Genomic DNA, 25,409 nt, shown 5'->3' on the forward strand with positions numbered 1-25,409 from the left:
ATGACACCAAAACAAAGTGGATTTTTTATGCCCGCGGAATGGCATCCACATGAACGATGCTGGATGGCATGGCCTTGTCACCTTGAAACCTGGTCTAAGATAGGCTTGCAAAAGGCCCGAACAGCGTACGCTCGAGTTGCCCAAGCTATAGCTCAATATGAGCCGGTAACCATGTTAGTGAATCCTGGTGATGAAGAATCCGCGCAAAACTTATGTGGCGAGGGCATTACATTGTTTTCTCTTCCTATCAATGACTCATGGACTAGAGATACAGGCCCTACCTTTTTATTACATCAGAAACATCAATTAGCCGGTATCAATTGGATTCACAATGCTTGGGGTGGTAACTATCAAGATTGTGCCCTAGATAACCAGATTGCCGCAGCAATCATAAAGCAAACTCAGGCTTTATCCTTTTCCGCACCTTTGGTTATGGAGGGAGGTTCATTCCATGTAGATGGCGAAGGGACCATTTTAACGACTCGTGAATGCTTACTGAATAAGAATCGAAATCCACAACTCACGCAACAAGAGATTGAAAACCATCTGAATAATTTTCTTGGCGGTCAAAAAATCATTTGGTTAAACAAGGGATTATTAGGTGATGAAACAGATGGCCATGTTGATGAAATTGCATGCTTTGCAGCACCAGGGAAAGTCTTATGTCTTATTACTCATGACAAAAATGACCCCAACTATTCTATATTACATGAGAATCTGGAAATTCTTAAATCAGCAACTGATGCGAAAGGGCGAAAGTTAGAAGTTTATACTGTTGAGCAACCCCCTGCGACTTATCTTGACGGAGAACGATTGACCTTGTCCTATATCAACTTTTATTTGGCAAATAAGGGAATTGTCATGCCTGCTTTCGGTTATGATCAACAAGATAAAGCAGCCTACGAATTATTCACACAATTATATCCTGATTATCAAATTACCCAAATTGATGCGCTGGATGTATTCGCCGGCGGCGGCGGGATTCATTGCATTACGCAACAGCAACCGAAGACAACACAGCTTGCTCTTTGAGAAATTTCTTACATCCTGTTGCTCTATCGACGCAATGACAACTGTCATCAAAATACTATACTGTAACTCAAAGGGAAGACACGGATTTGTCTGACAGGAAGTCAAGCTAAGGGACAAGTACATAGGACGTACTTCGCTGCAAGGATGCAGCACACTTACCGTTTAATATATCTTGTTTCTCCATAAGAAAAGAACCTCTCTTCCCTTCTATTTGACGGGAAGAGAGTTTACCTCAATAAAGCTTAACTATTCAATTTGCGGAATAGTTCGATAACAAATCATGCTATCGAATCTCGCTCATTAACACAAGCCCACTGGTCTGATCATATGCTTGCTGTGCTATGTTTGATAGATACCTGATCGCAGAAAGAGTTTCTGCAGGTAATTTTTTTAAAGGATTGTCTAAACTCTATGATCGAAGTGCAACCGAGCTCCTTTTTAATCACTATCACTCTTATTCATTTTAAAAATATACAAGAAAAACTTTATTTTAAAATTGTACCTTTCTTCATCGCTACATGAATCTTTTTTTACTTGTGCTAATGAAAGGGTTCAATAGGTGAGATGGCAATTATTACTGTTAGATCAATCAGTTCAAGTCCAAGAAACTTCATTTCATGGAAAACTTTCAACATATCCCAATAAACTCTTGCAAAAAAGATAGGGTCTGTAATATGGTTGCATAACTATGCGCTTAGTTTAATTAAAAGGATGAATTTTATGCGCCTCTTGAAGCAACTATCATTGTATATTTTTCTTTTTTTTATTGTTCCAACTCAACTCTTATGGGCGGTTAAATCTTCTAAAATAGACGAAAAAGCCCACTTAACCATTAGCGCAGGTAAAAATGGAGTCATTTGCTCCAAGTCGTTGCAAAACTGCCTGATTCAAGTGAGCCAACTTCAATGCCTCCCAACCCCAGGCACTGTTATAATTACGAATAACTCCAGAGTTCCTGCAAATAATATTCAAGCCTCTTCGTCAAATGGTTTTTTTTCTCTCTATGTCCTGCAAAACAACAGCTGTCCAGCCTCTTTATTACCGGGCAGAAGTTGCGCCATTTCTTTTTTTACGAATACCTCGGTTGTCTTTTTGATACCCAGTGTTATGGTTAAAGGAACCAATACCAACGCAACCTTCTTTGACATGCAGGCTATACAATGTGCTCCGTCACAAACTACTATTAGTGCGCCCACGAATGCAGTTATTCCTACTAATGATTCGGTTGGCGTTGATATTACTGTGAATAATCTTACCAGTATTCCAGCTTTAAATGTCAGGGTCAATTTGCCTGCTTTCTGGACCAACGTCACCAGCACTACTTGTGCTGTTATTCCTGCAAACGGCTCATGTGTCATAAACATTGCTTCTACAGCCTTAACTCCATTCGCTCCTCGGGGAGGTATCTCAATTACTGGAGATAATGTGATCTCGCCTCCTACAATCGCCTTAGCTTTTTCTATCGATGGTTTTTTAATCTATTCTGTGGTAAGTAACTTTGCGCATGTCATTGCAAATACTGATTTTAATTTTCCAGGCTCTTGGAGTATTGGCTATACTGAAATACCTGGGATTAACGAAACTTCTACAAATCCTCCTTCTTTTTGTAATGGCGCCACTGATGGATTCTGTAATACAAGTATCATAACAAGCTTTGATCCTATGGCTATTGCGGCTGGTAGCTGTTATTTGGAAACGACACCTCAGAATACTTGGTACCTTCCTTCTATTTGTGAATTAGGAATTACAGGTAGTGCAGGTTGCCCTGCTAATACCGAATCGATTTTTAACTTATTTAGTTTGGGATTTACTGCTGGTTTAACAGGCTCGTATTGGAGTTCCACTCAGTCAAGCGCTAATCCTCCTAATAATGCATGGTTTCTTAACTTTAACAGTATGGGTGCTCAAGGAATCGCAGACAAGTCAGTTTCGTTTAATATTCGCTGTGCCCGGTCCATTTTATTAAGTTGAGACGAGGAAAAGGCCTGTTAGAAATAAAGAGCAGATGCAAAAGCAGGCCAATTTAGAGATATTTATCTCTTTATTAATTATAGTATTTTGAATGGATGGGTAACTCCGGGGTATATAAAGCAGATTAGGAAGTTATTATAAATGTCGCGTGATCATTATTAGTTTAATGATCACGCGATACATTTTAGATGTCTATATTCTCTGCTTCTAAAGCATTAGATTCTATAAACTCCCTTCTGGGCTCAACATTATCACCCATTAATGTAGTAAAAATAGCATCGGCAGCAACAGCATCTTCGATGCTGACTTGCAGCATACGGCGAACTGCTGGATCCATCGTTGTCTCCCAGAGTTGATTGGGATTCATTTCTCCAAGACCTTTGTAACGTTGAATCGTCTGGCCTTTTTTCGCTTCTTCCATGAGCCAGTTTAAGGCTTGCTCGAAGTTTTCTACTACTAACTCCTTGTCACCTCGTTTAATGTAAGCCCCTTCTTCTATCAGACTTGCCAACTTGGATCCTAGATTTACCATTTCTTTATAGTCTTTTGAATAGAAGAATTCAGCATTCATAGGAATGTAATTTTCCATCCCATGCTGTTTAACGATTATTTGAGGTATAAATTGATTCGTATCCTCTATTGTATGCACCACGACTTGGTATTGCTCTGTTTTGCTTCCAAGCTGTTGCAAGCTTAGATGTAATTGTTTGCACCAATTTGCTATTCTTTCTTGCTGATTAAAATCTTCATTTTGTAAAATTGGTAAATAGGCAACACGTTTCAGTATATCTGCTGGATATCTTCTTTTGTAACGCCGAATAATTTTTTCAACGCGCCTGTACTGCTGAACTAACTCCTCCAGAGCTAAAGAGTTAATTGGAGGAGTATCTTTTCCTGGATAAAATGCAGCTCCATCTAAAGCACTTTGTGTCAAATATTCAAACAATGCTTCATCATCCTTTACATATTGCTCTTGTTTTCCACGCTTCACTTTATATAAAGGTGGTTGAGCGATATAAATGTAACCACGCTCCAATAACTCAGGTGTTTGTCTGTAAAAGAAAGTAAGTAATAGAGTTCTGATGTGTGATCCGTCAACATCGGCATCCGTCATAATGATAATACGATGGTAACGAACTTTATCTGGATCATATTCATCTGGCCCTATGCCACAGCCTAGAGCAGTAATAAGGGTAGCAACCTCTTGAGATGCAAGCATCTTATCAAAGCGTGCTTTTTCAACATTCAGTATCTTTCCTTTGAGCGGTAAAATTGCTTGGAACTTTCTATCTCTCCCTTGTTTTGCTGAACCACCTGCTGAGTCTCCCTCTACCAGATAGAGTTCAGATAATGCAGGGTCTTTCTCTTGGCAATCGGCAAGTTTTCCAGGAAGTCCGGCAATATCTAATGCGCCCTTACGGCGAGTCATTTCCCGTGCACGCCGCGCTGCTTCTCTTGCGCGTGCAGCATCTATTATTTTACCGACAATTGCTTTTGCACTGGATGGATTTTCCAGGAGAAAGTCATTGAACTTTTCCGCAACACTGGACTCGACAACAGATTTTACTTCCGAAGAAACTAGCTTATCCTTCGTTTGCGAGGAGAATTTAGGATCGGGTACTTTCACGGAAAGTACTGCGGTTAATCCTTCGCGAGCATCATCACCTGTTGGCGATACTTTAGCTTTTTTAGCATAACCCTCGCTTTCGATATAGTTATTTAAAGTTCTAGTCAATGCGGCTCTGAACCCCGCCATGTGTGTTCCGCCGTCACGTTGAGGAATATTGTTTGTAAAGCAATAAAGTGTTTCTTGATAAGAATCATTCCACTGCATAGACAATTCAACAACAATGTTATCTTTTTCAGCATTCATAGAAAAAACAGCGGGAATAATGACGTTTTTGTTTTTATTAAGGTGCTCCACAAATGCGGTGATTCCACCTTCATAATGAAAAGTATCTTGCCTTTGGGTGCGTTCATCAAATAAATGGATGCAAACACCTGAATTTAAATAGGATAATTCTCTTAGCCGTTTTGCTAAAATATCATAGTGAAACTCAATGTTAGAAAACGTTTCGCCACTTGGTTTAAACCAAATTTGAGTTCCTGTCGTTGATGCATCACCTGTTTCTGTCATTGGTGTATCTGGAACCCCGTTACGGTAATGTTGCTCATGGATTTTGCCATGACGACGCACAGTTAGATGTAACTCTTCGGATAAGGCATTAACTACCGAAACACCCACTCCATGCAAACCACCAGATACTTTATAAGAATTATCATCAAATTTACCGCCTGCGTGAAGCACAGTCATAATCACTTCGGCAGCGGATCGCCCTTCTTCCTTATGAATATCGACGGGTATTCCCCGTCCATCATCTTTTACAGTAATTGATTCATCGGTATGAATGGTAACAAAAATCTCTTTGCAATGGCCTGCCAGTGCTTCGTCTATAGAGTTATCAACAACTTCAAAAACCATGTGATGCAGGCCGGTGCCATCATCTGTATCACCAATATACATCCCTGGTCTTTTTCTTACTGCATCTAAACCTTTTAGGACTTTAATATTATTTGAATCATAACTGGCATCAACGCTCATTAGTGGTCCTCTTAACCCTATTAGTGGTGTTCTAAATACCTTATCATAGCATATTTTGTCCTATGTTTATATCTCATTGGGGAACTTTACATTCATTCGTCACTCCATATAGAAAGCCTAAGATTATGGATTATACCTATGGATAATTAACTCAACTATTCCCGATTTTTTTATACTTTTGGTATACTGGCAACCGTTCAGGGCAACTTATAATCTTGGTTACAAATCAGATTTAAGCTCAGCTTGAACAAAAAATACATTCATAAAGAGGAGCACACCTCAGGATAGGAAGCTATCAACATATTTTATATACAATATGTGTAAATACCATAGAACATGAAGTGTAGTTTGTTTCACGTGAAACATTATTTCTGCTTCAAAATGCCATCATTAATTTGATGAATGAAATATTCTTGATTTGATATAGCCGAAATCAATTGCTGGGGATTAGTAGTTGACGTAATAACGTATTGACCTTTTCTTTTCGCTAAATAATGCATTACTTTCATTTGATGCACTTCATCAAGTTCAGCAGGTAAATCATCAATTAAATACAAACAGTCCTGCTCAAGCAGATTTGCCTGAGCTAATCTTAAGGAAATCAAAATTATCTTTTGTTGACCGCGTGACAAAATCTGCTTGGCTTTATTTTGATTTATTTCGATCAGAATGTCAGCCTGGTGGGCTCCAAATTGTGTGTATGTTTTTTGAAGATCACTAGTGAAGCACTCAGATAAAATATATTCCAAGTTCTTTCCGGAGCATTTTTTGTCCCAGCCCTTATAATAAGTTATCTTGCAGTCAATGTGACTTAATTCACTTAAAACAGTGGTAAATTCCTCCTCCCATTTTTTAAAATATTCTTCTCTATATAAATGGAGCTGGATCGCAAGTTGGCTTAATTGTTTATCCCAGGGAATGAACTGAATTTGCGGCGCATGTTGTTTCAATAATGCATTACGCTGTTTAAGAACCCTTCTATATTCTTTCCATAGAGCATGATAATTTTGTTTCACGTGGAACAATCCCCAATCCAATAGACTACGTCGTTCCGAAGGACCAGCGTCAATAATTTGAAAAATATCGGCATAGAAAATCTGGCAAGGTAAAGCATAAGCCAGTTGGCTCGTAGTAGAACAAAATTGACTATTCAGCTTAATTTGAGTTGGTTCAGAATAAGATTTCTGAATACTGATCGTCTCCTCCTGCTGAGAACGAGCAAATACAGTTAAAGAAGATTGTTCATAGGAAATAATTGGCGAAATTTCACGAGATCTAAAAGAATGACCGCAGCTTAAAAGATAGAGTCCCTCAAGGACAGAAGTTTTGCCACTTCCATTTGGCCCAAATATAAAATTGAATCTAGGGCATAAACCAAGGTGCACCGATAAAATATTTCGTAAGTGATGAATTTTTAATTCAGAAAGGATCATATTTTCATGGGCATAATAATATATTGATAATTATCATCATCTAGTGATTCAATTAAAATACTGCTATCCGTATTCGATAAGGACAAACGGATTTTTCCTTCCCCAAAATGTGACAGCACATCAAGTAAGTAAGTTGCATTCAGACCAATTTTTAATTCATCACCTTGAGTTTCAGCAGTTAGAGACTCTACGGCCTCTTCTTGCTCGTTATTGTTTGCAATTAAAGTGAGCATACCTGGTTGTAAATGAAGCATAACGGCTCTTGACTTTTCATGAGCCAAAATAACAATCCGCGATAAAGAACGCTTAAAAACAGAACAATCAATAATAATCTGTTTATCCTGATTTTTGGGGATCGCTTTAGCATAAGGAGGAAAACGAGCTTCGATTAATTTCGATAAAAATATAAACTGCCGCGATACTAATTTAAAATGTGATTTACCAGCTGCCAATAAAACTTCTTCATCATCAATGCTATTAAGAAGTCGCAACAACTCCTGAATTCCTTTTTTAGGCAATAACAATTTCTTCTCACTGGTGTTAGAACACGGATGACGACAAATCGCCATTCGATGTCCATCCGTTGCAACCGCAGAAATAAGATTTGGTTCAAAATCAAGGAACAAACCATTGAGGAAAACACGTACATCGTGTTGCGCCATGGCAAAATGTGTTGATTGCAACAACTTTAATAAAACCAATCGCGGAACAGTTAACTCAACTTCATTACATTCATCTTCACTTAAAGGATAACTCTCAGCGGGTAAAGTCGTTAACTTAAATGAGCTTCGCCCTTGTTTAATGGTTAAAAGGGCATTATCAACGATTACCTTTGGGTTGCTTTCATCATCTAAAGAGCGAATAATATCGATAAACTTCTTTGCAGGAACAGTAATACTGCCAGAATGCTGCCCGGACTCACAGGCAACTTGTGCAGAAATTTCAATTTCCAAGTCAGTAGCAGTTATATTCAACAAATCATCCGCTAACTTAAAATAAAAATTTGACAAAATAGCTAAAGATTGTTTTTTGTCTACAGCACCAGCCACTGTAAGCAGGGGCGCAAGTAAATCTTCTTTTTTAATAGCGAATTCAAACAAGATAGAACTCCATATGAGCATAAGAATAAAATACAAATAAATCACTTCATCTAATTCATATACAGCATAGATACACTAGTGGAATCATTTATTAATAGACAAAGCTAAAAAACTATCTACCCAGAATACAAATATGGGCAATAAGGCGTATTACCGCATTAACTAGCACTAAGAAGATAAAATACGCATTAAATTTTTATAATCCTCGGCAAAATCACTATCATCCTGAATCAATTCCTTAACCTTCCTGCATGCATGAATGACCGTTGTATGATCGCGACCACCAAAATGATCACCAATTTCAGGCAAACTGTGATTCGTTAGCTCTTTACTCAAAGCCATAGCCATTTGCCGCGGTCGGGCAATAGAACGACTTCGTCTTTTTGATAAAATATCAGCCACCTTGACCTTATAATACTCAGCAACAGTTTTTTGAATATTTTCTATCGTAACTAATTTATCTTGCAGCGCTAAAAGATCACGCAGCGCTTCGTGAACAAACTCAATGGTAATTGGCTTACCAGTAAAATGTGCATTAGCAATAACTCTACGTAACGCGCCTTCAAGTTCTCTTACGTTAGAACGAATACGTTTTGCAATAAAAAATGCAACTTCATAAGGTAATTCAATATTCGATTGTTCAGCCTTACTAATTAAAATGGCAACTCGGGTTTCCAGCTCAGGAGGCTCAACAGCAACAGTTAGACCCCAGCCAAATCGGGATTTCAAACGCTCTTCCATGCCTTCAATTTCTTTTGGATAACGATCACTGGTTAAAATAATTTGCTGCTGTCCTTCCAATAAAGCGTTAAAGGTATGGAAAAACTCTTCCTGCGACCTGTCCTTACCGGCAAAAAACTGTATGTCATCAATTAGTAATGCATTTAAAGAACGATAAAAACGTTTAAATTCATTAATTGAATTCGTCTGGATCGCTTTAACCATATCGGCAACAAAACGTTCAGAATGCAAATAAAGTATTTTTGCATCAGGATTATTCTTTAAGATGGCATTTCCAATAGCATGCATCAGATGAGTTTTTCCCAAACCTACGCCACCATAAATAAATAAAGGATTATAGGCATCTCCGGGTCTTTCAGCCACTTGCATTGAAGCCGCGCGAGCAAGTTGGTTGGAGTTACCCTCAACGAAGCTCTCAAAAATAAATTTTTTATTTAAGTGGCTACTTTTATAATCAACAGCTTTCTTCGGTACTGCCTTACTCACATTAGAAGTGACAGGAGGAGATGTATTCACTTCAGAAGAAAATGAACCAGAAGAACTCGAATCTGAGTCTGTACTGGAAGTTTTACTACCAATTTCTATGGAAATTGATTTAATCTCGTCACCACAAAACTGTTTAACCAACTCTTCGATTCGAGAAAAGAAATGTTTCTTAACCCAGTCAACAACGAATCGATTAGGCGCAAATAAAATGAATCGCTGCTCATCTGTATGAGCCTGCAAAGGGCGCAACCAGGTATTAAATTGTTGCGCAGAATATTCATCTTGTAATAGACCTAAACATTTTTGCCAAACAGATGCTGACACAACATAACTCCTCATCAAAGAAGGGTGGTAAAAAGAGTATAAAACTAATTAGCCACAGCATTTAAATATGCCACTGAAAGTACCCGGACAGCAAGATAATTAAGTATGAAATTAACTTTGCATGAAGTAAAAAAGTAGAATTTCTTCGATTCACCTAGGTGCTGCTACAGGTAAATTATACTCAGGCTTTTGGATAAAGAAAAGTTATCCACAAAAAAAGTGTGGATATTTTTAAAAACATCACCACGCAAAGTACCTAAATTCATTTAAAATAGAGGCATCAATTGAGCACTAGGGAACACATTTAAAGTACTGTTAACTAGGGTAGGATCAGGTTGATTCACATTAAAAAAGGATAATCTGGTTTTTTTTCCATGTAAATTTATAAAATATGGCCTTGCAAAGATTCGTTGAGTAATAGGAGCAACCTCACATTCCCCTTCATTTTGAGCGCTTAACAACATGGAAGCATTATATAATGTGGTATTAAGATTACGCTCCATAGTAGCTTTACTCAATTGTTGATGCATATTTTTCATCAACAGATTAAGCTGTATCATTTTAAAATCTACAATTGACTTAATAAAGGCTTCATAAGCTAAAGCAGCAGCACAGATTAATGCAACTAACAAAACACTGCATCCTAATAAGGGAAATGCTGCAAAACTGGAACATATTCCCATTCCAGTTAATAAACCCGAAACTCCAGCACAGCACCCAGCAATAGAACCAAAAGTTCCTATAAAAGCAAAAAAAGCAGGAATCATTTTTTTTGATACAGGCACTGATTGTCGTGATACTTTATCAGTAACATTTTGTAATATATTTTTATTATTAGGTATGCATTGATTCAAATCATATTCTTCTTTCAGAAGTAATAAAATTTGATACAAAGATGAATTCGAATCGACATGACCTATTCTATCGAGATCCATAATTAGTATTCGCCTAAATAATTCATTAAAGTCCTCTGCATCCTTTTCATATAAGAAATAATTCTCAATACTTTTTATATATTCGTTTATGTCAGTTAATAATTTTTGTTGATTCTTATGAAATTGATTTTGAAAAACTTGCTCGGTATCTTTCTGTTCTTGATAGGAAAAATAAAAAACAAGACTACTTAATGCAAAAAATAAAGTGATGGAAATAATCCCTAGAGTTAAAGAAAAAATACTCGCGATAGTCCCTCCTAGTGCTGTCGATAAAATACCAAATAATGGCCATGCAACACCGGATCCCGAACCAATACCATTTAAAACTGATTTAAAAAAAACCATAATTTTTCCAAGCAATCCATAATTAGAGTACGTAACTAAAATCAAATGATTGATGTTGTTTTCTGAGAAACCATATCTTTTATGTAAAAGCAGTACAAATCAAATAAAAAATAAAAATAAAAATAATGTTGAAAGTGACTACAAGCTTCATTTTTGCTCAATATGACAAAGAAAAGAAGCAGAAAATAAAAGAGATACAAGTAAATAAACATCTAAGAAGAAAATAAAGCGATTAAATTTAAATCACTTTGGATCAAGTTAACTATGAGTAAACGGGATCAAAAATAGGGAATAAGATGATGATAAAAGTATGAATAAATCAAAGTACAAAGTTACATACAATTAGATCACAGGATAAAAGAGAGTTTACAAACAAGGTTATATTTACAATAACTAATTGATTTAAAGACAAATATATAAGTTATCAACAAGAGATTAGTAACATAATAATAATAAAAAATTAAAAAATATAAAATGATATAGTTATTAACAGGCACGAAGGTTAAGTGTAAAAAAAGAAAATAGTCAAAAAATAATCAGACTACAAAATTGACAGTAGAAAAAAAGTTATCTATTATTGCCAACCTCATAATTTTATTAGCAGGTTCATCATGAAACGCACCTTTCAACCCAGTAATTTAAAACGTAAACGTGATCATGGTTTTCGTGAGCGTATGGCTACACGTGCAGGTAGATTAGTAATCAAACGTCGTCGAGCTAAAGGCCGTAAGCGTTTGACTGCCTAAGTGTTTGCTTTTAAAAAAACACAGCGATTGTTAACAAAAAGTGATTACAATCATGTGTTTGAACAAGCGAAAAAAATTGTAACATCCGAATTTATCGTTCTCTTTAGAGAGAATAATTTAGGTTATGCACGACTTGGGCTGGCGATGTCGAAGAAATTGATAGCAAAAGCCCATGATCGAAATCGTATTAAGCGGCTGTTAAGAGAAAGCTTTCGACAAAAAGAATTACCAGCTGTCGATTTGGTTTTTTTAGCGAGACATGGCGTAGCAAAACAAACAAATGCAATTATAAACGCTAGAATGGGCAAAACATGGAAAAAAGTAATCTCATGTTACGAAAAATAGTTTGTCTACCTATCAAACTATACAAATATTTTATTAGCCCTTTGTTAAAGCCAAGTTGCCGATATTACCCAAGTTGTTCACAATATGCAGAAAGTGCTATCCAACAATGTGGCATAACCAAAGGTTTATGGATGGCTTTAAAAAGAGTATTGCGTTGCCACCCTTGGTCACGTGGTGGCTATGATCCTATACTCCCCAACAACGAGAATCATTGATGGATATACGACGTATTGTTTTATATATGGCGCTTGCGCTAGTAAGTTTATCGCTTTGGAATGCTTGGCAACTTGACTATCCTCCAAAGCCAGTGCCAAGAGAAAATGCGATAAGCCAAGAGAAAAGTGGTCAGCCTTTGTTACCTCAGGTAACCCCATCCAATACGTCAACATCATCCCCAATTAGTTCGGTTTCTGAACAAGCTAAAAGCAATACTGCATCCCTAATCCATGTTAAAACTGATGTTTTGAACGTGTCGATTGATCCACAACACGGTGATGTTGTTACAAGTCAACTTCTTGATTACCCACAAAGCGTAGATGAAAAGAATAAACCTTTTCTTCTTTTACAAAACCAGCCCAACGAACGATATGTTGCTAACAGCAGTCTTTTTGTCGCTTCGGGACAAAACGTTCAAGCACTCGATTTTAATTTTACAGCATCAAAACAACAATTCGAATTAGGTCCGGATCAAAAGCAGTTAATCGTCACTCTTAGCGGGAAAAGTGATGAAGGACTAGATGTAAAAAAACAGTTTACCTTTACAAAAGGTAGCTATCTTATTGAGGTAAATTACAAAATTGCAAATAGGGGAAGCAATGATTGGACTGGTTATTTGAATACCCAGCTGTTGCGTAGCTCTCCCAAAGAGGATAAGTCAAGCGTATTTCACGTTGGCTCCTATACAGGCGCATCCTATTCAGAACCAGGAAAACATCGCTATCAAAAAGTAAGCTTTAGCGACATGAATAAGGCAAACCTCGATGTAGACAGTAAAGGGGGCTGGATTGCCATGCAACAGCATTATTTTTTAAGTGCTTGGATTCCACAACCCGATTCGAACAACAAGTTTTATACTCGCTCTGTAAATAATGATTATATCATTGGTTCTGTAAGCAAACCTATTACGCTTAAGCCTGAAGAACAGACAACCATTGGTTCTAGGTTGTATGTGGGGCCAGAAATCACCAGCGTATTAAAAAGTATTGCCCCCTCGCTTGATCTTACCGTTGATTATGGAATTTTGTGGTTTTTATCTTCGCTATTATTCTCATTGATGAAAGCAATTTATAATTTTGTTGGCAACTGGGGCTGGTCAATCGTTTTAGTTACGGTATTAATTAAATTAGCCTTTTACCGTTTGTCTGCTGCCAGCTATAAATCAATGGCAGGAATGCGTAAATTACAGCCTAAGCTACAAGCTTTACGTGAGCGTTACGGTGATGATAAAGCAAAAATCAGCCAAGCAACTATGGAACTGTACAAACAGGAAAAGGTAAATCCCTTAGGCGGTTGTTTGCCCATACTGATTCAAATTCCCGTATTCATTGCTCTATATTGGGTTTTATTAGAAAGTGTTGAATTAAGACAAGCACCTTTTATCCTTTGGATTAAGGACTTGGCTTCGCCCGACCCATTTCATGTGTTGCCTTTAATTATGGGTGCTACCATGTTGATTCAGCAAAAATTAAATCCAGCGCCACCTGATCCAATGCAAGCAAAAATCATGATGTTCTTGCCTATATTATTTACAGGATTATTTTGGAACTTTCCATCTGGTTTAGTGTTATATTGGATTGTGAATAATACCTTGTCCATACTGCAACAATGGTATATTACACGTAAGTATTCGGATGAAAAAACAGCAAAAAAACTGGTAACTGTAAAATAAATGCCTACAGAAACTATAGTAGCTATAGCAACCCCACCAGGTAGAGGTGGGGTTGGAATCATACGATTATCAGGTCCCCAAGCATACTCCATTGCTGTTTCTCTTAACGGCAATAAGCTTTTACAGCCCCGTGTGGCTACTTTTTGTTCTTTTTACTCTATTTCAAGTGAACCCACGCATCAAAGTGACTTGATCGATCAGGGAATAATGCTCTATTTCAAAGCGCCACATTCTTTTACTGGAGAAGATGTTATTGAGATACAAGCGCATGGTTCGCCTGTAGTCCTTGATATGCTTACTAAAGCATGTATTCTTCAAGGCGCGCGAATGGCTAGACCAGGAGAATTTTCTGAGCGTGCATTTTTAAATGATAAAATTGATTTGACACAGGCTGAAGCAATAGCTGATTTAATTCAGGCAAGTTCTCAAACTGCAGCGCGGATGGCACTTAAATCATTACAAGGTCAATTTTCAAATAAAATCAATCAATTAAATGAAAAAATTATTTATCTACGTCTCTATGTAGAAGCAGCAATAGATTTTCCAGAAGAAGAAATTGATTTTTTGAACGACGGTAAAGTAGCTCATTTGCTACACAATATTTTAATTGAATTGGATGAGATACGTTCGCAAGCCAATCAAGGAGTGATCTTACGTGAAGGCCTATCTGTAGTAATAGCGGGAAGACCTAATGCGGGTAAATCAACTTTGATTAACTGTCTCGCTGGGCGAGATGTTGCTATAGTTACGGAAATTGCCGGCACAACTCGTGATGTGATGCGCGAACATATTTTACTTGATGATATTCCTCTACATATCATTGATACTGCAGGTTTACGTGATTCTGATGATTTAGTTGAAAAAGAAGGAATTAAAAGGGCTTGGCAAGAGTTAAAGAGGGCAGATTGTGTTTTGCTCGTCGTTGATGTGAATGATCTGGAACACCATCATTATTTAACAACGGAAATTAGAACAGCATTGCCACAAGATGTTCCCATTATTACGATATTCAATAAAATTGATACCTTGGGTCGTAGCGCTGAAATAAAAGATCATGCAATCTTTCTCTCTGCAAAATCAGGTGAAGGAATTGAGGGTTTAAAACAAATAATAAAGCAGGTAGTAGGTTATCAACCGAATGAAGGTCACTTCCTAGCCAGAAGACGCCATCTACACGCACTAGACGAAGCAAAAAATTTTCTTGCCACAGGCCAACAACAATTAACAGTGCATCGTGCCGGTGAGCTATTGGCAGAGGATTTACGCCGAGCCCATCAAAGCTTATGCGAAATAACCGGTGAATTCAGCTCTGATGATCTGTTAGGCCGTATTTTTTCCAGCTTCTGTATTGGTAAATAAGCACACATCAATAGTCTTCTAAATAGCCTGCAATAAATACGCTACAAAAATGGTTGTTAATATTATTTGCACAAAAATTTAAATGTATCAAAACTGAAGGTCTTCTTTACTGATTTGAAACATAATGTCAAAAAAACAAACAAAAATATCTTGTCAAAATGAAAGGCAAATGATAACGTATGAGAATCTATAAATAAAACTATCTGTATATTTTTTGTGAGGTTGCTATGGCTCAATCTAAAAGTCTGAACCCAAATCCCATTAGTAACAATAAAAAAAAATTTTTTGAGCAACTTCACGGCCGTAAAGAGATAACCCTAGAGGAAATTCAGGATGATGCAGGTAAATTAAGTTATACCTTTATATTAGAAAATCAAAAAGCACTCGAAGCTGAATTCATGCAGATGTTTGCTGTGTTGCAAAAGCAAAAAAATGAAGATGAAGAAAAGAACAAAGCTTTTTGGTTGTATTGCTACTATTGCGCCACTCTTTTAGAAGCTTTTCATAAAGCCTACGCACAGCACAATAAAGAAGCTGAATATAAAAAGTTTAAAGAAAATATCAAGAAATATTTGTTAAAGGAAAAAGATGCAAAGGCTGAAGAGGAGTTTATTAACTTACTAAAAAACAGCTATCTCAATAGTTTTGAAAACTTATACACTGCACCGGCGCACATATCGCGAATTCGTGACTATGTTGCGTATTCGAATTTATGTCGCGTGTATTGGATATTTTGCCGCTTAACCTTAGTTTCAGGTTTTGCTCTAGCTAAGGAAACTCATTTTCTTGAAAAACTGGATGCAATATTAGGGACGCATACGGATGCTGATAAAATAATTGACACGCTTAAAGCACCTAATGGCGTATTAAATTATTTCAGTGTAGGCTTATTTTTGGTACGTTTTTTGATCGATGCGGGTTTATTGGTACGGCATACCTGGTTCCCTACGGAAGAGGAAAAAAAAGATAAAACTACAGCCCTTGAGCGCTTTAAATTTGAACTTTATAAACGGCACTGTAATTTTGCGAATGACTTGGTATGGGCAACAGTTAATTTCTTAACTAATTTTAATCATATTACTCATATACCAGATCCTACTGCAGGAGTGATTACGGCAGTCTTTTTAGGATTCGATGTATGCATGACTTTATATAAATGTTATTTGGCAAAACGGGAATACCTGACTAAAAAGACACAATACGAGCAGGAAATAGAGGATTACCGCAATAAAGACTTGTTTAAACATTTAAGTCAAAAAGAGCGAGAGACGCATATAGCCATGCTTGAAGAGCAAATCCTGGAACTGAAAATTAACTGGCGCACTAAAGAAGTAACATTTTATTTTAATGCCGCAGCAGCAGCTTTATTGATGTTTGGTTTTTCAGCTTCATTGCTATTAACTGGCCCAGGAGTAGCTATTGTTTGTTTCTTTGCATGTACCATTGCTGTAGCAATGTATCTTTCTTCTGATGCTTATACAAAGTACCAGGAAAAAGGTTATCGTTTAGAGCTCGGCCATCTTAAGGGAAAAGAGTTGGAAAAAGCACGACAGGAATATAACGCTGCATATAATGATTTTGTTTTTACGATGATTAAAAATACAGTCATACCCACCCTTTTAATTGCTACTTATGCTGTATGCTGGCCTGCAGCAATTGCTTTAACTGTATTGTATATAGGTTATGAGATTTATCATTCATACGATCAACACCAGAGTAAAAAAGAGGCGGAAAGGTTGGCTTTGGAAAGTCCTGAAGAAGACGATTTTCTAGATGTCAAATATGATGATGAAGAGAGGCTGCTTACAAAAGAGGACGACTTATGCTGCTCTTTTTAATTGGTAGATGTTCTCGTTGAACTATCGGCTAATAGAGCATTATGTTTTCGCATAAAGCTTGTTTTTATGTATTCTATCATCCCCTATCCACTGTAATCCCTACATAAGTGACAGTGGATAGGGAAATTTGCCAGTAAGGCGTATTCAGTTGCTCCCGCCCTGTTTATAGTGATTTATTTTTTATTGCCAATGCTTTCTCGTACAATTCATTTTTACTTCCATTGCATAGCCTGCATGCGATAGCTACCGCTTGTTTAAGCGGTAGCTCATCCAATAATACTTCTAATAATTTTTCATGGGCACCTGGTTCACGAGCAGTTGGGCGCGGAGGAATAAGCAGCACAAACTCTCCTTTTACATGCGCCGGATCTGCTAAAAGCCAGCTTTTGATTTCAAGCAAAGTTCCAGTAATAAATCGTTCGAACGTTTTGGTTAATTCTTTTGCCAGCACAATCTCGCATGTTTGACCGAAGAGTTCACTGATATCATCAAGGCATTCAAGAATACGATGAGTCGATTCATAGAAAATTAATGTATAAGGCTCTGTACGTAAGGTGTCCAATTTGCTTTTTCTTGCCTGCTGTTTTGCGGGGAGAAACCCTAAAAACAGAAAAGAATCACAAGGAATGCCAGCCGCGCTAAGTGCGGTAATTAATGCGCACGCCCCAGGAACAGGGATAACAGGAATATGGTATTGATGCGCTAATTTTACTAATAAAAAACCAGGGTCGCTAATTAGTGGTGTACCCGCATCACTGACTAATGCTACAGATTTCCCCGCTAAAAGTTCTTCAATAATGTGCTTGCTTTTATCATTTTCATTATGTGCATGGAGTGATTCAAGATTATTTTTTATTCCTAAAGAAGTTAATAGCTGTACCGAGTGACGGGTATCTTCAGCTAAAATAAAATCAACTGACTTAAGCACTTCTAATGCTCTAAACGTAATGTCCTCACGGTTTCCTATTGGAGTTGCAACGATATAGAGAGTTCCTGCGCCTGTTGCTAGTGAGTAAGTCATGGTTTATCCTCTTGCGATATTGCTCATTCAATTATTAAAAACATGCTACTAAAAATTCGCCTATTTTTTTTACTGACATCTACTTTTCTTCTTTGCCAATGCACTACAGCGATCAATCCTCCAGAAATGCCAGTGCCAACAGCAAAAGTAGAGAAGAAAAAAATAGCGAATCCTTATTCCAAACCTACTGGAAGTTACCTTGCACAGGCTAAAAATCAAGAAGGTATGGAAAAACAACAATCCTTGCTTCTTGCTGCAGGCCGACTGATTTCAGATGGGCAATGGCGACAAGGTGCTGCTATTTTAGCACAGACTTCTGACTTAACACCGACACTTAAGGATGAAAAGAATCTTTTATTGGCAAAAATTGATCTCATTCGTGACCGACCGCAGGTCGCATTGAATAAATTAGATGGTATTACTGAGCGTGAAGAATTATCTGTTTATCAAAAGATCCAACTTCATGAACTTTTGGCACAAGCTTATCGTAGTACAGGTAAGCAATTGGAATCAGTTAATGAGCGTATCCAACTTGAGGCATTGTTCACTGACGAGGAAAGTCAAGCCAATAACCGACGTACGCTTTGGTTAACTTTAACACGCATACCTCAAGCAGAATTAAACTCTTTCATAGCGTCGCAAGCCACGAATCAATCGGTGTTACAGGGCTGGATAGAACTCTCATTGATTTCACGTAAATATCGCGACAATCCAAAATCGCTGTTGGCTGCTCTAGATCATTGGCAATCACAACACAGGAATCACCCGGCAAATCATATTTTGCCTACTCCACTTGACTCTATTGCAGATAAAATACGTACTCAACCAAAACAAGTAGCTCTTTTGTTACCCCTAAGTGGTACATTGCAAGGACCAGGAACTGCGGTGCGTGATGGATTTATGGCTGCATACAAGAGCAATAACAGCGAAATATCCATGCAGGTGAAAACCTACGATACCAATAAAGGTGATGTTGCCTCTTTGTATCAAAATGCAGTCAACGATGGCGCGGATTACATTGTAGGGCCTTTAATTAAATCGCAAGTAGCTGCAGTTGCAGCCCTGCCACATCCTGTTCCTACATTGTTACTCAACGATGCAGATACCACCATTCAGGAAAATTCCTATTTATTCGGACTTTCACCAGCAAATGAAGCAACACAGGTAGCAATCAGAGCAAAAAATAAAGGATATAGTCGAGCCTTAATTATTGCACCAGGAAATGATTGGGGAAAAGATGTAGCCAAAGCATTTACCCAACAATGGCAAAAGAGTGGCGGGTATGTTGTTGATACTTATTTATATGGTTCTAATGATGATTTGAATAAAAAAATGAAAGATTTTCTGCAAATCACCAACAGCCAGCAGCGCGAAAAGAAATTAAGAGAGCTATTAGGGCAAAAAATTCAGCCAGTTATCAGCCGCAGGCAAGATTTCGACATGATATTTTTGTTAGCTTATCCATCAAAAGCCCGGCAAATTATGCCTTTATTAAATTACTATTATGCAAGCAATGTTCCAGTATATGCTACAGCCAGTGTTTATGGTGGCAGTGCTAATCCTTTGAAAGACAAAGATCTTGATGGAATTATTTTTTGTGATATTCCTTGGGTTTTCTCGCATCAGGTGGGGACGCGTAATTGGCCGGAACAATTTAATAGTTACAATCGATTGTATGCTTTAGGAATAGATAGTTATACTTTGGCTACTCAATTGAATCAATTGATGTTATTCCCAGCAGACCAATCGCAGAATGGAGAGGGTATTTTATATCTCAAGCCGTCACAGCAGGTTGCGCGTGTTTTGGAGTGGGGACAATTTAGACAAGGTCTTGTACATTCATTAGGTGAGACAGTGTAATTGATGACCTATGAGAAAGGACGTATCGCTGAAGAAAAAGCTTTAGCCTATTTAAATAATCAAGGCCTTGAGCTGATTAAGAAAAATTACAATTGCCGCCTGGGCGAAATTGATTTAATTATGCGAGATAAAGATCAGCTGGTTTTTATAGAAGTTCGTTCGCGGGTTTCTATGCAGTTTGGTGGCGGTATTGCGAGCGTTACCTATGCAAAGAGACAAAAAATACTTAAAACAGCTGTATATTATATACTGGAACATCAAGAGTATGAGCAATTTGCCCTTCGTTTTGATGTGGTAAGTATTGATGGGAAATCAGCATCCATTAATTGGGTTAAAGATGCATTTGGTGCAGATTATTGATTGATGTAATCGGGATAAAGTGAGGCGTCGTTGCCCTTAAAGTTAAATATCCGAACATTTATCCCCCACGAACAAGTCGCGGGACCTGGAGAAGTGGTTTCTTGTATGCGGCGAAGTGTAACGCGGAAATTTTTTACCTAAACAGTAAACTACAAAAAATTAAGAAGTAGAGGTTTTAATATGATGGTACAAATGGAAGAACGAGTAAGACATTTGATTGGTGTGAATATAGAAACCAAAATAGCGCTTGCCGATTCTTTATCTGATTTGATCGCCAAGGCCGGACAACGATTAGTGAATTGTTTGCTTGCTGATGGGAAGATATTATTATGCGGTAATGGGGGATCCAGCGCCAATTGCATGCATTTTGCTAGCGCCATGTTGAACCAATTTGAAGTAGAAAGGCCATCTCTTCCCGTAATTAATTTAAGTACTGATGCGACCAGTTTAAGTTTTTCTGCAAATGATAATCATTACAGTCAGGTATTTGCGCGACAAATTCAAGCCTTAGGCCAAGAGAATGATGTATTGCTACTGTTAACTACTTCGGGTAATTCAGACAGTATGTTGCACGCACTTCATGCTGCAAATGAACGCGGAATGGATACTGTTGCTTTAAGTGGGCGTGATGGAGGTGTTCTTGCAAATCATTTGGGTCCTGAAGATATTGAACTCCGTGTAACCTCAGACAATTCAGCACGAATAAGAGAAATGCACTTGTTCATATTACATTGCTTTTGTGATTTAATTGACCAATCGTTGTTTGGTCAGGTTATGGGGTAAAAAATGAGATTTAAATTAAAATCAATAGTTTTTCTTTTAGTAACTGCCTTATTGACAGGATGTGTTGCTGCGGTAGTAACCGGCGCCGTTGCGGGAATGGTCTATGATCGGCGAGGTATCATTACTATGGAAGCAGATGCCCGTTTGTTTCATTTAATTCATAAAGCAATCGTAACAAACCGACAGTTGAGTGATTCACGAGTTCTTGTAACCAGCTTTAATCGAGTTGTCTTGCTTGTTGGTCAAACACCAACCGCTTCTTTACGCAATTTAGCAGAAAAAATCGCGCGAACTACTCCGGGAGTACACCGAGTATATAATGAAATATCGGTAGGCTACCCTATACCACTTACCGAACGCTCCAAAGACAGTTGGATTACCAGCCAGGTCCGCAGCATGTTGCTGGCAAAAAAAGGACTTGAGTCTGGCTCGATTCGTATTGTGACAGAAAATAAGGTAGTTTATCTCATGGGTATCGTTAATGCCCAGCAAGCAGCTCTTGCCGTAGATGCTGCGCGGCGCGTTAATGGTGTGAGTAAAGTAGTTAAAATTTTTCAGTATATTCACTAAATAATATGTTAAAACAGGGATGTTTTGCTGTACTACTTGCTTCTCTTCTCTTGTGTTTATCCGGCTGTATGGGCAGCTTATGGACAGGCGCCACTATGGTTTACAATCGACATAATGTCTATAAAAAACTGGATGATTACAGTTTATACATTAAAGTAAATAATGCGATAATGGTTGATAACACCTTTAAAAATACTGAAAGTGTTATTGATATTGCAATTTTCAATGGCGATATTTTAGTAGCAGGACATGTTCCTACTGCTGAAATGCAAATGGAATTAAGCCGGCGTTTAGCCAAAGTACGGGGTTATCGACGTTTATTTAATCAAGTTAAAGTGAGTGCCTCAGAGTCTAATACAGTACAAGACAGTTGGATAACAACTAAAATTCGCAGCCAAATTTTTGCTGATGATTCTATTGATCCTAATGCGTTCAAAATAGTTACTTCAGACCGAGTTGTCTATTTGATGGGCGATGTTCGTAAAGAACAGGCAGAAAAAGTAATTAATATGGCAAGACGAACAAATGATGTAGTTCGTGTAGTAAAAATTCTTAAATATTTTACGTATCAAGATAGTTCTGTGGGGTGATCCTAAAAAAAGCGTTCGATGAATTACATACATACAATCGCTTTTTTTAGGATGTATTTTTAATGGAAACTCCCCTTATCAGGCCGTTTACGCATTTTCCTCAATTTAAATTGACGTAGCAATCCCGTAGAACCGGTTAACCCTTCTTCTTCATTACTTAAGCCATTGCTTTGATTACATGGGTGAGATCTACAGTGTTGACGATATTCTAGATGATGTTTGTTATGTTTATGAGGTAACCCATCGCTATAACGAGCGAGCATTTTTTGCTGCAGACTGGCTGCAGTATGTTGGATCTTATCAGGCATGTTTTTTTCCTTTTTGCGAGGTTAATAAACACTACTTATTACCCAAGTGTGGTGATAATAAGCTCCACACTTTAATTATAGACGGTAAAATCTATTCCAACTGGATTCAGAAGGGATTGAATGTAAATACACAAGAGGGTTAAAGTACCTACAGAGTAAAGTTGAAATAGTTCACTTAAGGAGAAAAAGGAATGAATTATTTGCACACAATGGTACGAGTTTCCAATTTGGATGAATCGCTTGATTTTTATTGCAAGAAATTGGGATTGATTGAAGTCAACCGTACAGAGAATCAAAAAGGCCGATTTACCTTGATATTCCTCGCAGCAGCAAATGATTTAGAGCAAGCAAAACACCTCAAAACGCCATTGCTTGAACTCACTTATAACTGGGATAGAGAGGAGTATAAAGAAGGCCGTAATTTTGGCCATCTGGCGTACCGCGTAGATAATATATATGATACCTGCCAACGGTTGAAAGATTCCGGGGTTGTAATAAACAGGCCTCCACGAGATGGACATATGGCATTTATTCGTTCTCCTGATAATATTTCCATAGAACTACTGCAAAAAGGAGAACCTTTGCCAACAAAGGAACCCTGGGCGTCAGAACCAAATGTAGGTCATTGGTAATAAAGATTCTCGCATAAATAAAATATAGCGTTGATTATTCATGCTGGTTGCTTTATAATTCGCGCGGTGAAACTTAGGTGAATATGTGAACAAACAGCTAAGTAAGCGCGGAATTGTACGGCTTTGGCTTGTACAGTTAAGCGTTACATTGGTCTTTGCAGCGTTTTGTGCGTTAATATACGATATTAATGCAGCTAGTTCAGCATTGCTTGGTGGTATGGTTTGTATTGTTCCTAATGCGTATTTTGCAATCAAACTGTTTAAGTATCAAGGTGCTCGTTCAGCCAAAAAAATAGTAAACAGTTTCTATAAAGGCGAAGCGTTAAAGATAATAATATCCGTATTCCTATTCACCACGGTGTTTTTACTATTTAAAATTACACCACTAGCGTTTTTTGGATCATACATTATGATACTAATGACGCATTGGTTTGCCCCGTTGATTATTGTAAACAAACAGAATAGGCCTGAAAGTGACTGAAATGGTATCTAGCACAAATTACATCAAACATCATTTAACATATCTTACTTATAACGTTAGTGATATGAAATTTGGTTCGGGCGGTTTCTGGACATTAAATCTTGACACTTTATTTTTCTCAATTGTTTTAGGAATTTTTGTTTGTGGCTTAATGTATTTTGGTTCACGCAAAGTGACTACCGGAATTCCTGGCAAATTACAGAATTTTGCGGAAATTATGCTTCAATTTGCAGATAATCAGGTAAAAGACTGTTTTCATGGCAAAAATAACTTAATTGGCCCATTGGCTTTAACCATATTTCTTTGGGTTTTCCTGATGAATTTTATGGATATTATTCCCGTAGATGTATTGCCTGCACTCGCTCAAGCTGGTGGAATTCATTATCTTAAAGTAGTGCCAACTAACGATTTGAACTTGACTTTTGGCATGTCAATTTCAGTATTTATTCTTATTATTTTTTACAGCATTAAAATAAAAGGTCCTAAAAAATTTATAAAAGAGCTTACCTTACAGCCTTTTAATCATCCTGGATTTATACCATTTAACCTGTTGCTTGAGGTGGTTGGCCTTGTTGCAAAACCAATTTCACTGGCACTGCGTTTATTTGGAAACTTATATGCAGGCGAATTAATATTTATATTAATTGCTCTGTTAACCTTAAATGCTGCAACATCATCAACAGTGAGTACAGTGACTTTAGGCTCGGCACAATTTATTTTGGCGCTGGCGTGGTCAATATTCCACATATTGGTGATAACATTGCAAGCATTTATTTTCATGGTGCTAACAATTGTTTATCTAAGTTTGGCACACGAAGATCATTAACCGATTTAATTTTCATCCATAGTAAAGGGGATAAATATGCAAGCCGCTAGTTTAATAGCACAAATTCAAAGTATGACCGTTCTTGCGGTTGCCTTGTTAATTGGTTTGGGTGCATTGGGCACAGCGATAGGATTCGGTTTGCTTGGTGGCAAATTCCTTGAAGGCTCAGCTCGTCAACCAGAAATGGTTCCAATGTTACAAGTAAAAATGTTCATCGTTGCAGGTTTGTTAGACGCCGTAACTATGATTGGCGTGGGTATCGCATTGTTCTTTACTTTCGCAAACCCTTTCCTTAGCAACCTGGGTTCTTGATAACACATGATCAGGGCGCAAGGCGCCCTAATTGTTCCAGGAGATAAACGGTGGAAATTAATTTAACATTAGTCGTACAAATGCTCGTTTTTGCAGCTTTTGTTCTGTTTACCATGAAGTTAGTATGGCCTCCACTAGCAAAAGCTATGGAAGAAAGACAAGACAAAATTGCTGATGGCTTGGCTGCTGCTGAACGTGGTCGTAAAGAATTAGAGTTGGCGCAACATCGCGTGAAAGATGAGTTAAAACAAGCCAAAGTTCAATCAGCTGATATCATCGAAAAAGCAAATAAGCGTGCTGCGCAAATTATTGAAGAAGCAAAAGAAACAGCAAAGCATGAAGCGCAAATACAAGTAAAACTGGCACAAGAGCAATTAATGCAACAAATCAATCATGCAAAAGATGAGTTGCGTAAACAAGTCGCAAACTTAGCAATAACAGGTGCTGAGAAAATTTTGATGCGCGAAGTAGATGCTAAGGCAAATACTGCATTATTAGATAACTTGATAGAAGAGATTTAA

Annotated in this window: 25 protein-coding genes; 18 read left to right on the forward strand and 7 right to left on the reverse strand. The window is 37.6% G+C overall.

What is annotated here, in order from left to right:
• Together Lpar_RS03895 and Lpar_RS03900 are read left to right on the forward strand one after the other, a co-directional pair.
• Complete coding sequence (locus tag Lpar_RS03895) at positions 1–1,032, forward strand: agmatine deiminase family protein (protein ID WP_058516678.1); 1,032 nt, start codon at positions 1–3, stop codon at positions 1,030–1,032.
• Between the two features lie 720 nt (positions 1,033–1,752).
• Positions 1,753–3,003 (forward strand): Lcl C-terminal domain-containing protein, encoded by a 1,251-nt coding sequence (locus Lpar_RS03900; protein ID WP_058516679.1) that lies wholly within the window; start codon positions 1,753–1,755, stop codon positions 3,001–3,003.
• Between the two features lie 184 nt (positions 3,004–3,187).
• On the opposite strand, the gene gyrB is transcribed toward Lpar_RS03900, so the two are convergent.
• From gyrB to Lpar_RS03925, 5 genes are all read right to left on the reverse strand, one after another.
• The gene (gene gyrB, locus Lpar_RS03905) at positions 3,188–5,605 is read right to left on the reverse strand and encodes a DNA topoisomerase (ATP-hydrolyzing) subunit B (protein WP_058516680.1); all 2,418 of its coding nucleotides are present in this window, start codon (positions 5,603–5,605) and stop codon (positions 3,188–3,190) included.
• A 365-nt stretch (positions 5,606–5,970) separates the two neighbouring features.
• A complete protein-coding gene (gene recF, locus Lpar_RS03910) occupies positions 5,971–7,038 on the reverse strand; it encodes a DNA replication/repair protein RecF (RefSeq protein WP_058516681.1) in 1,068 nt (355 codons plus the stop codon).
• Positions 7,035–8,138: a DNA polymerase III subunit beta gene (gene dnaN / locus Lpar_RS03915; RefSeq protein WP_058516682.1), complete on the reverse strand. Its 1,104-nt coding sequence runs from the start codon at positions 8,136–8,138 to the stop codon at positions 7,035–7,037. Before dnaN ends, recF begins: the two co-directional genes overlap by 4 nt.
• Positions 8,139–8,306: 168 nt before the next feature.
• Complete coding sequence (gene dnaA / locus Lpar_RS03920) at positions 8,307–9,689, reverse strand: chromosomal replication initiator protein DnaA (RefSeq protein WP_058516683.1); 1,383 nt, start codon at positions 9,687–9,689, stop codon at positions 8,307–8,309.
• A gap of 266 nt (positions 9,690–9,955) precedes the next feature.
• The gene (locus Lpar_RS03925; protein ID WP_058516684.1) at positions 9,956–10,969 is read right to left on the reverse strand and encodes a hypothetical protein; all 1,014 of its coding nucleotides are present in this window, start codon (positions 10,967–10,969) and stop codon (positions 9,956–9,958) included.
• Positions 10,970–11,580: 611 nt separating this feature from the next.
• Here Lpar_RS03925 and rpmH point away from each other — a divergent pair.
• The 6 genes from rpmH (at position 11,581) to Lpar_RS03955 (ending at position 17,145) form a co-directional block, all read left to right on the forward strand.
• Positions 11,581–11,715: a 50S ribosomal protein L34 gene (gene rpmH, locus Lpar_RS03930; RefSeq protein WP_019232681.1), complete on the forward strand. Its 135-nt coding sequence runs from the start codon at positions 11,581–11,583 to the stop codon at positions 11,713–11,715.
• A complete protein-coding gene (rnpA, locus tag Lpar_RS03935; protein ID WP_058516685.1) occupies positions 11,716–12,060 on the forward strand; it encodes a ribonuclease P protein component in 345 nt (114 codons plus the stop codon). It abuts the gene before it with no gap.
• Positions 12,027–12,275: a membrane protein insertion efficiency factor YidD gene (yidD, locus tag Lpar_RS03940; RefSeq protein ID WP_058516686.1), complete on the forward strand. Its 249-nt coding sequence runs from the start codon at positions 12,027–12,029 to the stop codon at positions 12,273–12,275. Before rnpA ends, yidD begins: the two co-directional genes overlap by 34 nt.
• Positions 12,275–13,948 (forward strand): membrane protein insertase YidC, encoded by a 1,674-nt coding sequence (gene yidC, locus Lpar_RS03945; protein ID WP_058516687.1) that lies wholly within the window; start codon positions 12,275–12,277, stop codon positions 13,946–13,948. Before yidD ends, yidC begins: the two co-directional genes overlap by 1 nt.
• Positions 13,949–15,307: a tRNA uridine-5-carboxymethylaminomethyl(34) synthesis GTPase MnmE gene (gene mnmE / locus Lpar_RS03950; protein WP_058516688.1), complete on the forward strand. Its 1,359-nt coding sequence runs from the start codon at positions 13,949–13,951 to the stop codon at positions 15,305–15,307.
• A gap of 227 nt (positions 15,308–15,534) precedes the next feature.
• Complete coding sequence (locus tag Lpar_RS03955; protein WP_058516689.1) at positions 15,535–17,145, forward strand: hypothetical protein; 1,611 nt, start codon at positions 15,535–15,537, stop codon at positions 17,143–17,145.
• A gap of 163 nt (positions 17,146–17,308) precedes the next feature.
• Here Lpar_RS03955 and rsmI read toward each other — a convergent pair whose 3' ends face one another.
• A complete protein-coding gene (gene rsmI, locus Lpar_RS03960; RefSeq protein ID WP_058516690.1) occupies positions 17,309–18,166 on the reverse strand; it encodes a 16S rRNA (cytidine(1402)-2'-O)-methyltransferase in 858 nt (285 codons plus the stop codon).
• 42 nt (positions 18,167–18,208) lie between these two features.
• On the opposite strand from rsmI, the gene Lpar_RS03965 reads away from it, so the two are divergent.
• From Lpar_RS03965 to Lpar_RS03985, 5 genes are all read left to right on the forward strand, one after another.
• Positions 18,209–20,026 (forward strand): penicillin-binding protein activator, encoded by a 1,818-nt coding sequence (locus Lpar_RS03965; RefSeq protein ID WP_058516691.1) that lies wholly within the window; start codon positions 18,209–18,211, stop codon positions 20,024–20,026.
• 3 nt (positions 20,027–20,029) lie between these two features.
• On the forward strand, positions 20,030–20,386 hold the full coding sequence (locus Lpar_RS03970; protein WP_058516692.1) for a YraN family protein: 357 nt from the start codon (positions 20,030–20,032) through the stop codon (positions 20,384–20,386).
• A 183-nt stretch (positions 20,387–20,569) separates the two neighbouring features.
• Entirely contained in the window at positions 20,570–21,169 is a 600-nt protein-coding gene (locus tag Lpar_RS03975) for a D-sedoheptulose-7-phosphate isomerase (protein ID WP_058517070.1), read from the forward strand.
• Between the two features lie 3 nt (positions 21,170–21,172).
• Positions 21,173–21,739, forward strand: coding sequence for a BON domain-containing protein (locus Lpar_RS03980; protein WP_058516693.1), 567 nt, complete (start codon positions 21,173–21,175; stop codon positions 21,737–21,739).
• 5 nt (positions 21,740–21,744) lie between these two features.
• Positions 21,745–22,329, forward strand: a complete 585-nt coding sequence (locus Lpar_RS03985) for a BON domain-containing protein (protein WP_058516694.1) — start codon at positions 21,745–21,747, stop codon at positions 22,327–22,329.
• 59 nt (positions 22,330–22,388) lie between these two features.
• Here Lpar_RS03985 and Lpar_RS03990 read toward each other — a convergent pair whose 3' ends face one another.
• On the reverse strand, positions 22,389–22,637 hold the full coding sequence (locus Lpar_RS03990) for a hypothetical protein (protein WP_058516695.1): 249 nt from the start codon (positions 22,635–22,637) through the stop codon (positions 22,389–22,391).
• Between the two features lie 191 nt (positions 22,638–22,828).
• On the opposite strand from Lpar_RS03990, the gene Lpar_RS03995 reads away from it, so the two are divergent.
• From Lpar_RS03995 to Lpar_RS04015, 5 genes are all read left to right on the forward strand, one after another.
• Entirely contained in the window at positions 22,829–23,269 is a 441-nt protein-coding gene (locus tag Lpar_RS03995) for a VOC family protein (protein ID WP_058516696.1), read from the forward strand.
• An 85-nt stretch (positions 23,270–23,354) separates the two neighbouring features.
• A complete protein-coding gene (locus Lpar_RS04000; protein ID WP_058516697.1) occupies positions 23,355–23,750 on the forward strand; it encodes a F0F1 ATP synthase subunit I in 396 nt (131 codons plus the stop codon).
• 1 nt (position 23,751) lies between these two features.
• Positions 23,752–24,576: a F0F1 ATP synthase subunit A gene (gene atpB / locus Lpar_RS04005; protein ID WP_082650327.1), complete on the forward strand. Its 825-nt coding sequence runs from the start codon at positions 23,752–23,754 to the stop codon at positions 24,574–24,576.
• Between the two features lie 36 nt (positions 24,577–24,612).
• Positions 24,613–24,888: a F0F1 ATP synthase subunit C gene (gene atpE, locus Lpar_RS04010; protein WP_019232665.1), complete on the forward strand. Its 276-nt coding sequence runs from the start codon at positions 24,613–24,615 to the stop codon at positions 24,886–24,888.
• A gap of 50 nt (positions 24,889–24,938) precedes the next feature.
• The gene (locus tag Lpar_RS04015; protein ID WP_058516698.1) at positions 24,939–25,409 is read left to right on the forward strand and encodes a F0F1 ATP synthase subunit B; all 471 of its coding nucleotides are present in this window, start codon (positions 24,939–24,941) and stop codon (positions 25,407–25,409) included.

The sequence above is a fragment of the Legionella parisiensis genome, from assembly GCF_001467945.1.
Lineage (GTDB): Bacteria > Pseudomonadota > Gammaproteobacteria > Legionellales > Legionellaceae > Legionella > Legionella parisiensis.

Bases quoted from the DNA above. Each gene is read 5' to 3' on its own strand.
- Lpar_RS03895 (WP_058516678.1), top strand. From the start codon at position 1: ATGACACCAAAACAAAGTGGATTTTTTATGCCCGCGGAATGGCATCCA.
- Lpar_RS03900 (WP_058516679.1), top strand. From the start codon at position 1,753: ATGCGCCTCTTGAAGCAACTATCATTGTATATTTTTCTTTTTTTTATT.
- gyrB (WP_058516680.1), bottom strand. From the start codon at position 5,605: ATGAGCGTTGATGCCAGTTATGATTCAAATAATATTAAAGTCCTAAAA.
- recF (WP_058516681.1), bottom strand. From the start codon at position 7,038: ATGATCCTTTCTGAATTAAAAATTCATCACTTACGAAATATTTTATCG.
- Lpar_RS03925 (WP_058516684.1), bottom strand. From the start codon at position 10,969: ATGGTTTTTTTTAAATCAGTTTTAAATGGTATTGGTTCGGGATCCGGT.
- rpmH (WP_019232681.1), top strand. From the start codon at position 11,581: ATGAAACGCACCTTTCAACCCAGTAATTTAAAACGTAAACGTGATCAT.
- yidD (WP_058516686.1), top strand. From the start codon at position 12,027: ATGGAAAAAAGTAATCTCATGTTACGAAAAATAGTTTGTCTACCTATC.
- yidC (WP_058516687.1), top strand. From the start codon at position 12,275: ATGGATATACGACGTATTGTTTTATATATGGCGCTTGCGCTAGTAAGT.
- mnmE (WP_058516688.1), top strand. From the start codon at position 13,949: ATGCCTACAGAAACTATAGTAGCTATAGCAACCCCACCAGGTAGAGGT.
- Lpar_RS03955 (WP_058516689.1), top strand. From the start codon at position 15,535: ATGGCTCAATCTAAAAGTCTGAACCCAAATCCCATTAGTAACAATAAA.
- rsmI (WP_058516690.1), bottom strand. From the start codon at position 18,166: ATGACTTACTCACTAGCAACAGGCGCAGGAACTCTCTATATCGTTGCA.
- Lpar_RS03965 (WP_058516691.1), top strand. From the start codon at position 18,209: ATGCTACTAAAAATTCGCCTATTTTTTTTACTGACATCTACTTTTCTT.
- Lpar_RS03970 (WP_058516692.1), top strand. From the start codon at position 20,030: ATGACCTATGAGAAAGGACGTATCGCTGAAGAAAAAGCTTTAGCCTAT.
- Lpar_RS03975 (WP_058517070.1), top strand. From the start codon at position 20,570: ATGGTACAAATGGAAGAACGAGTAAGACATTTGATTGGTGTGAATATA.
- Lpar_RS03980 (WP_058516693.1), top strand. From the start codon at position 21,173: ATGAGATTTAAATTAAAATCAATAGTTTTTCTTTTAGTAACTGCCTTA.
- Lpar_RS03985 (WP_058516694.1), top strand. From the start codon at position 21,745: ATGTTAAAACAGGGATGTTTTGCTGTACTACTTGCTTCTCTTCTCTTG.
- Lpar_RS03990 (WP_058516695.1), bottom strand. From the start codon at position 22,637: ATGCCTGATAAGATCCAACATACTGCAGCCAGTCTGCAGCAAAAAATG.
- Lpar_RS03995 (WP_058516696.1), top strand. From the start codon at position 22,829: ATGAATTATTTGCACACAATGGTACGAGTTTCCAATTTGGATGAATCG.
- atpB (WP_082650327.1), top strand. From the start codon at position 23,752: ATGGTATCTAGCACAAATTACATCAAACATCATTTAACATATCTTACT.
- atpE (WP_019232665.1), top strand. From the start codon at position 24,613: ATGCAAGCCGCTAGTTTAATAGCACAAATTCAAAGTATGACCGTTCTT.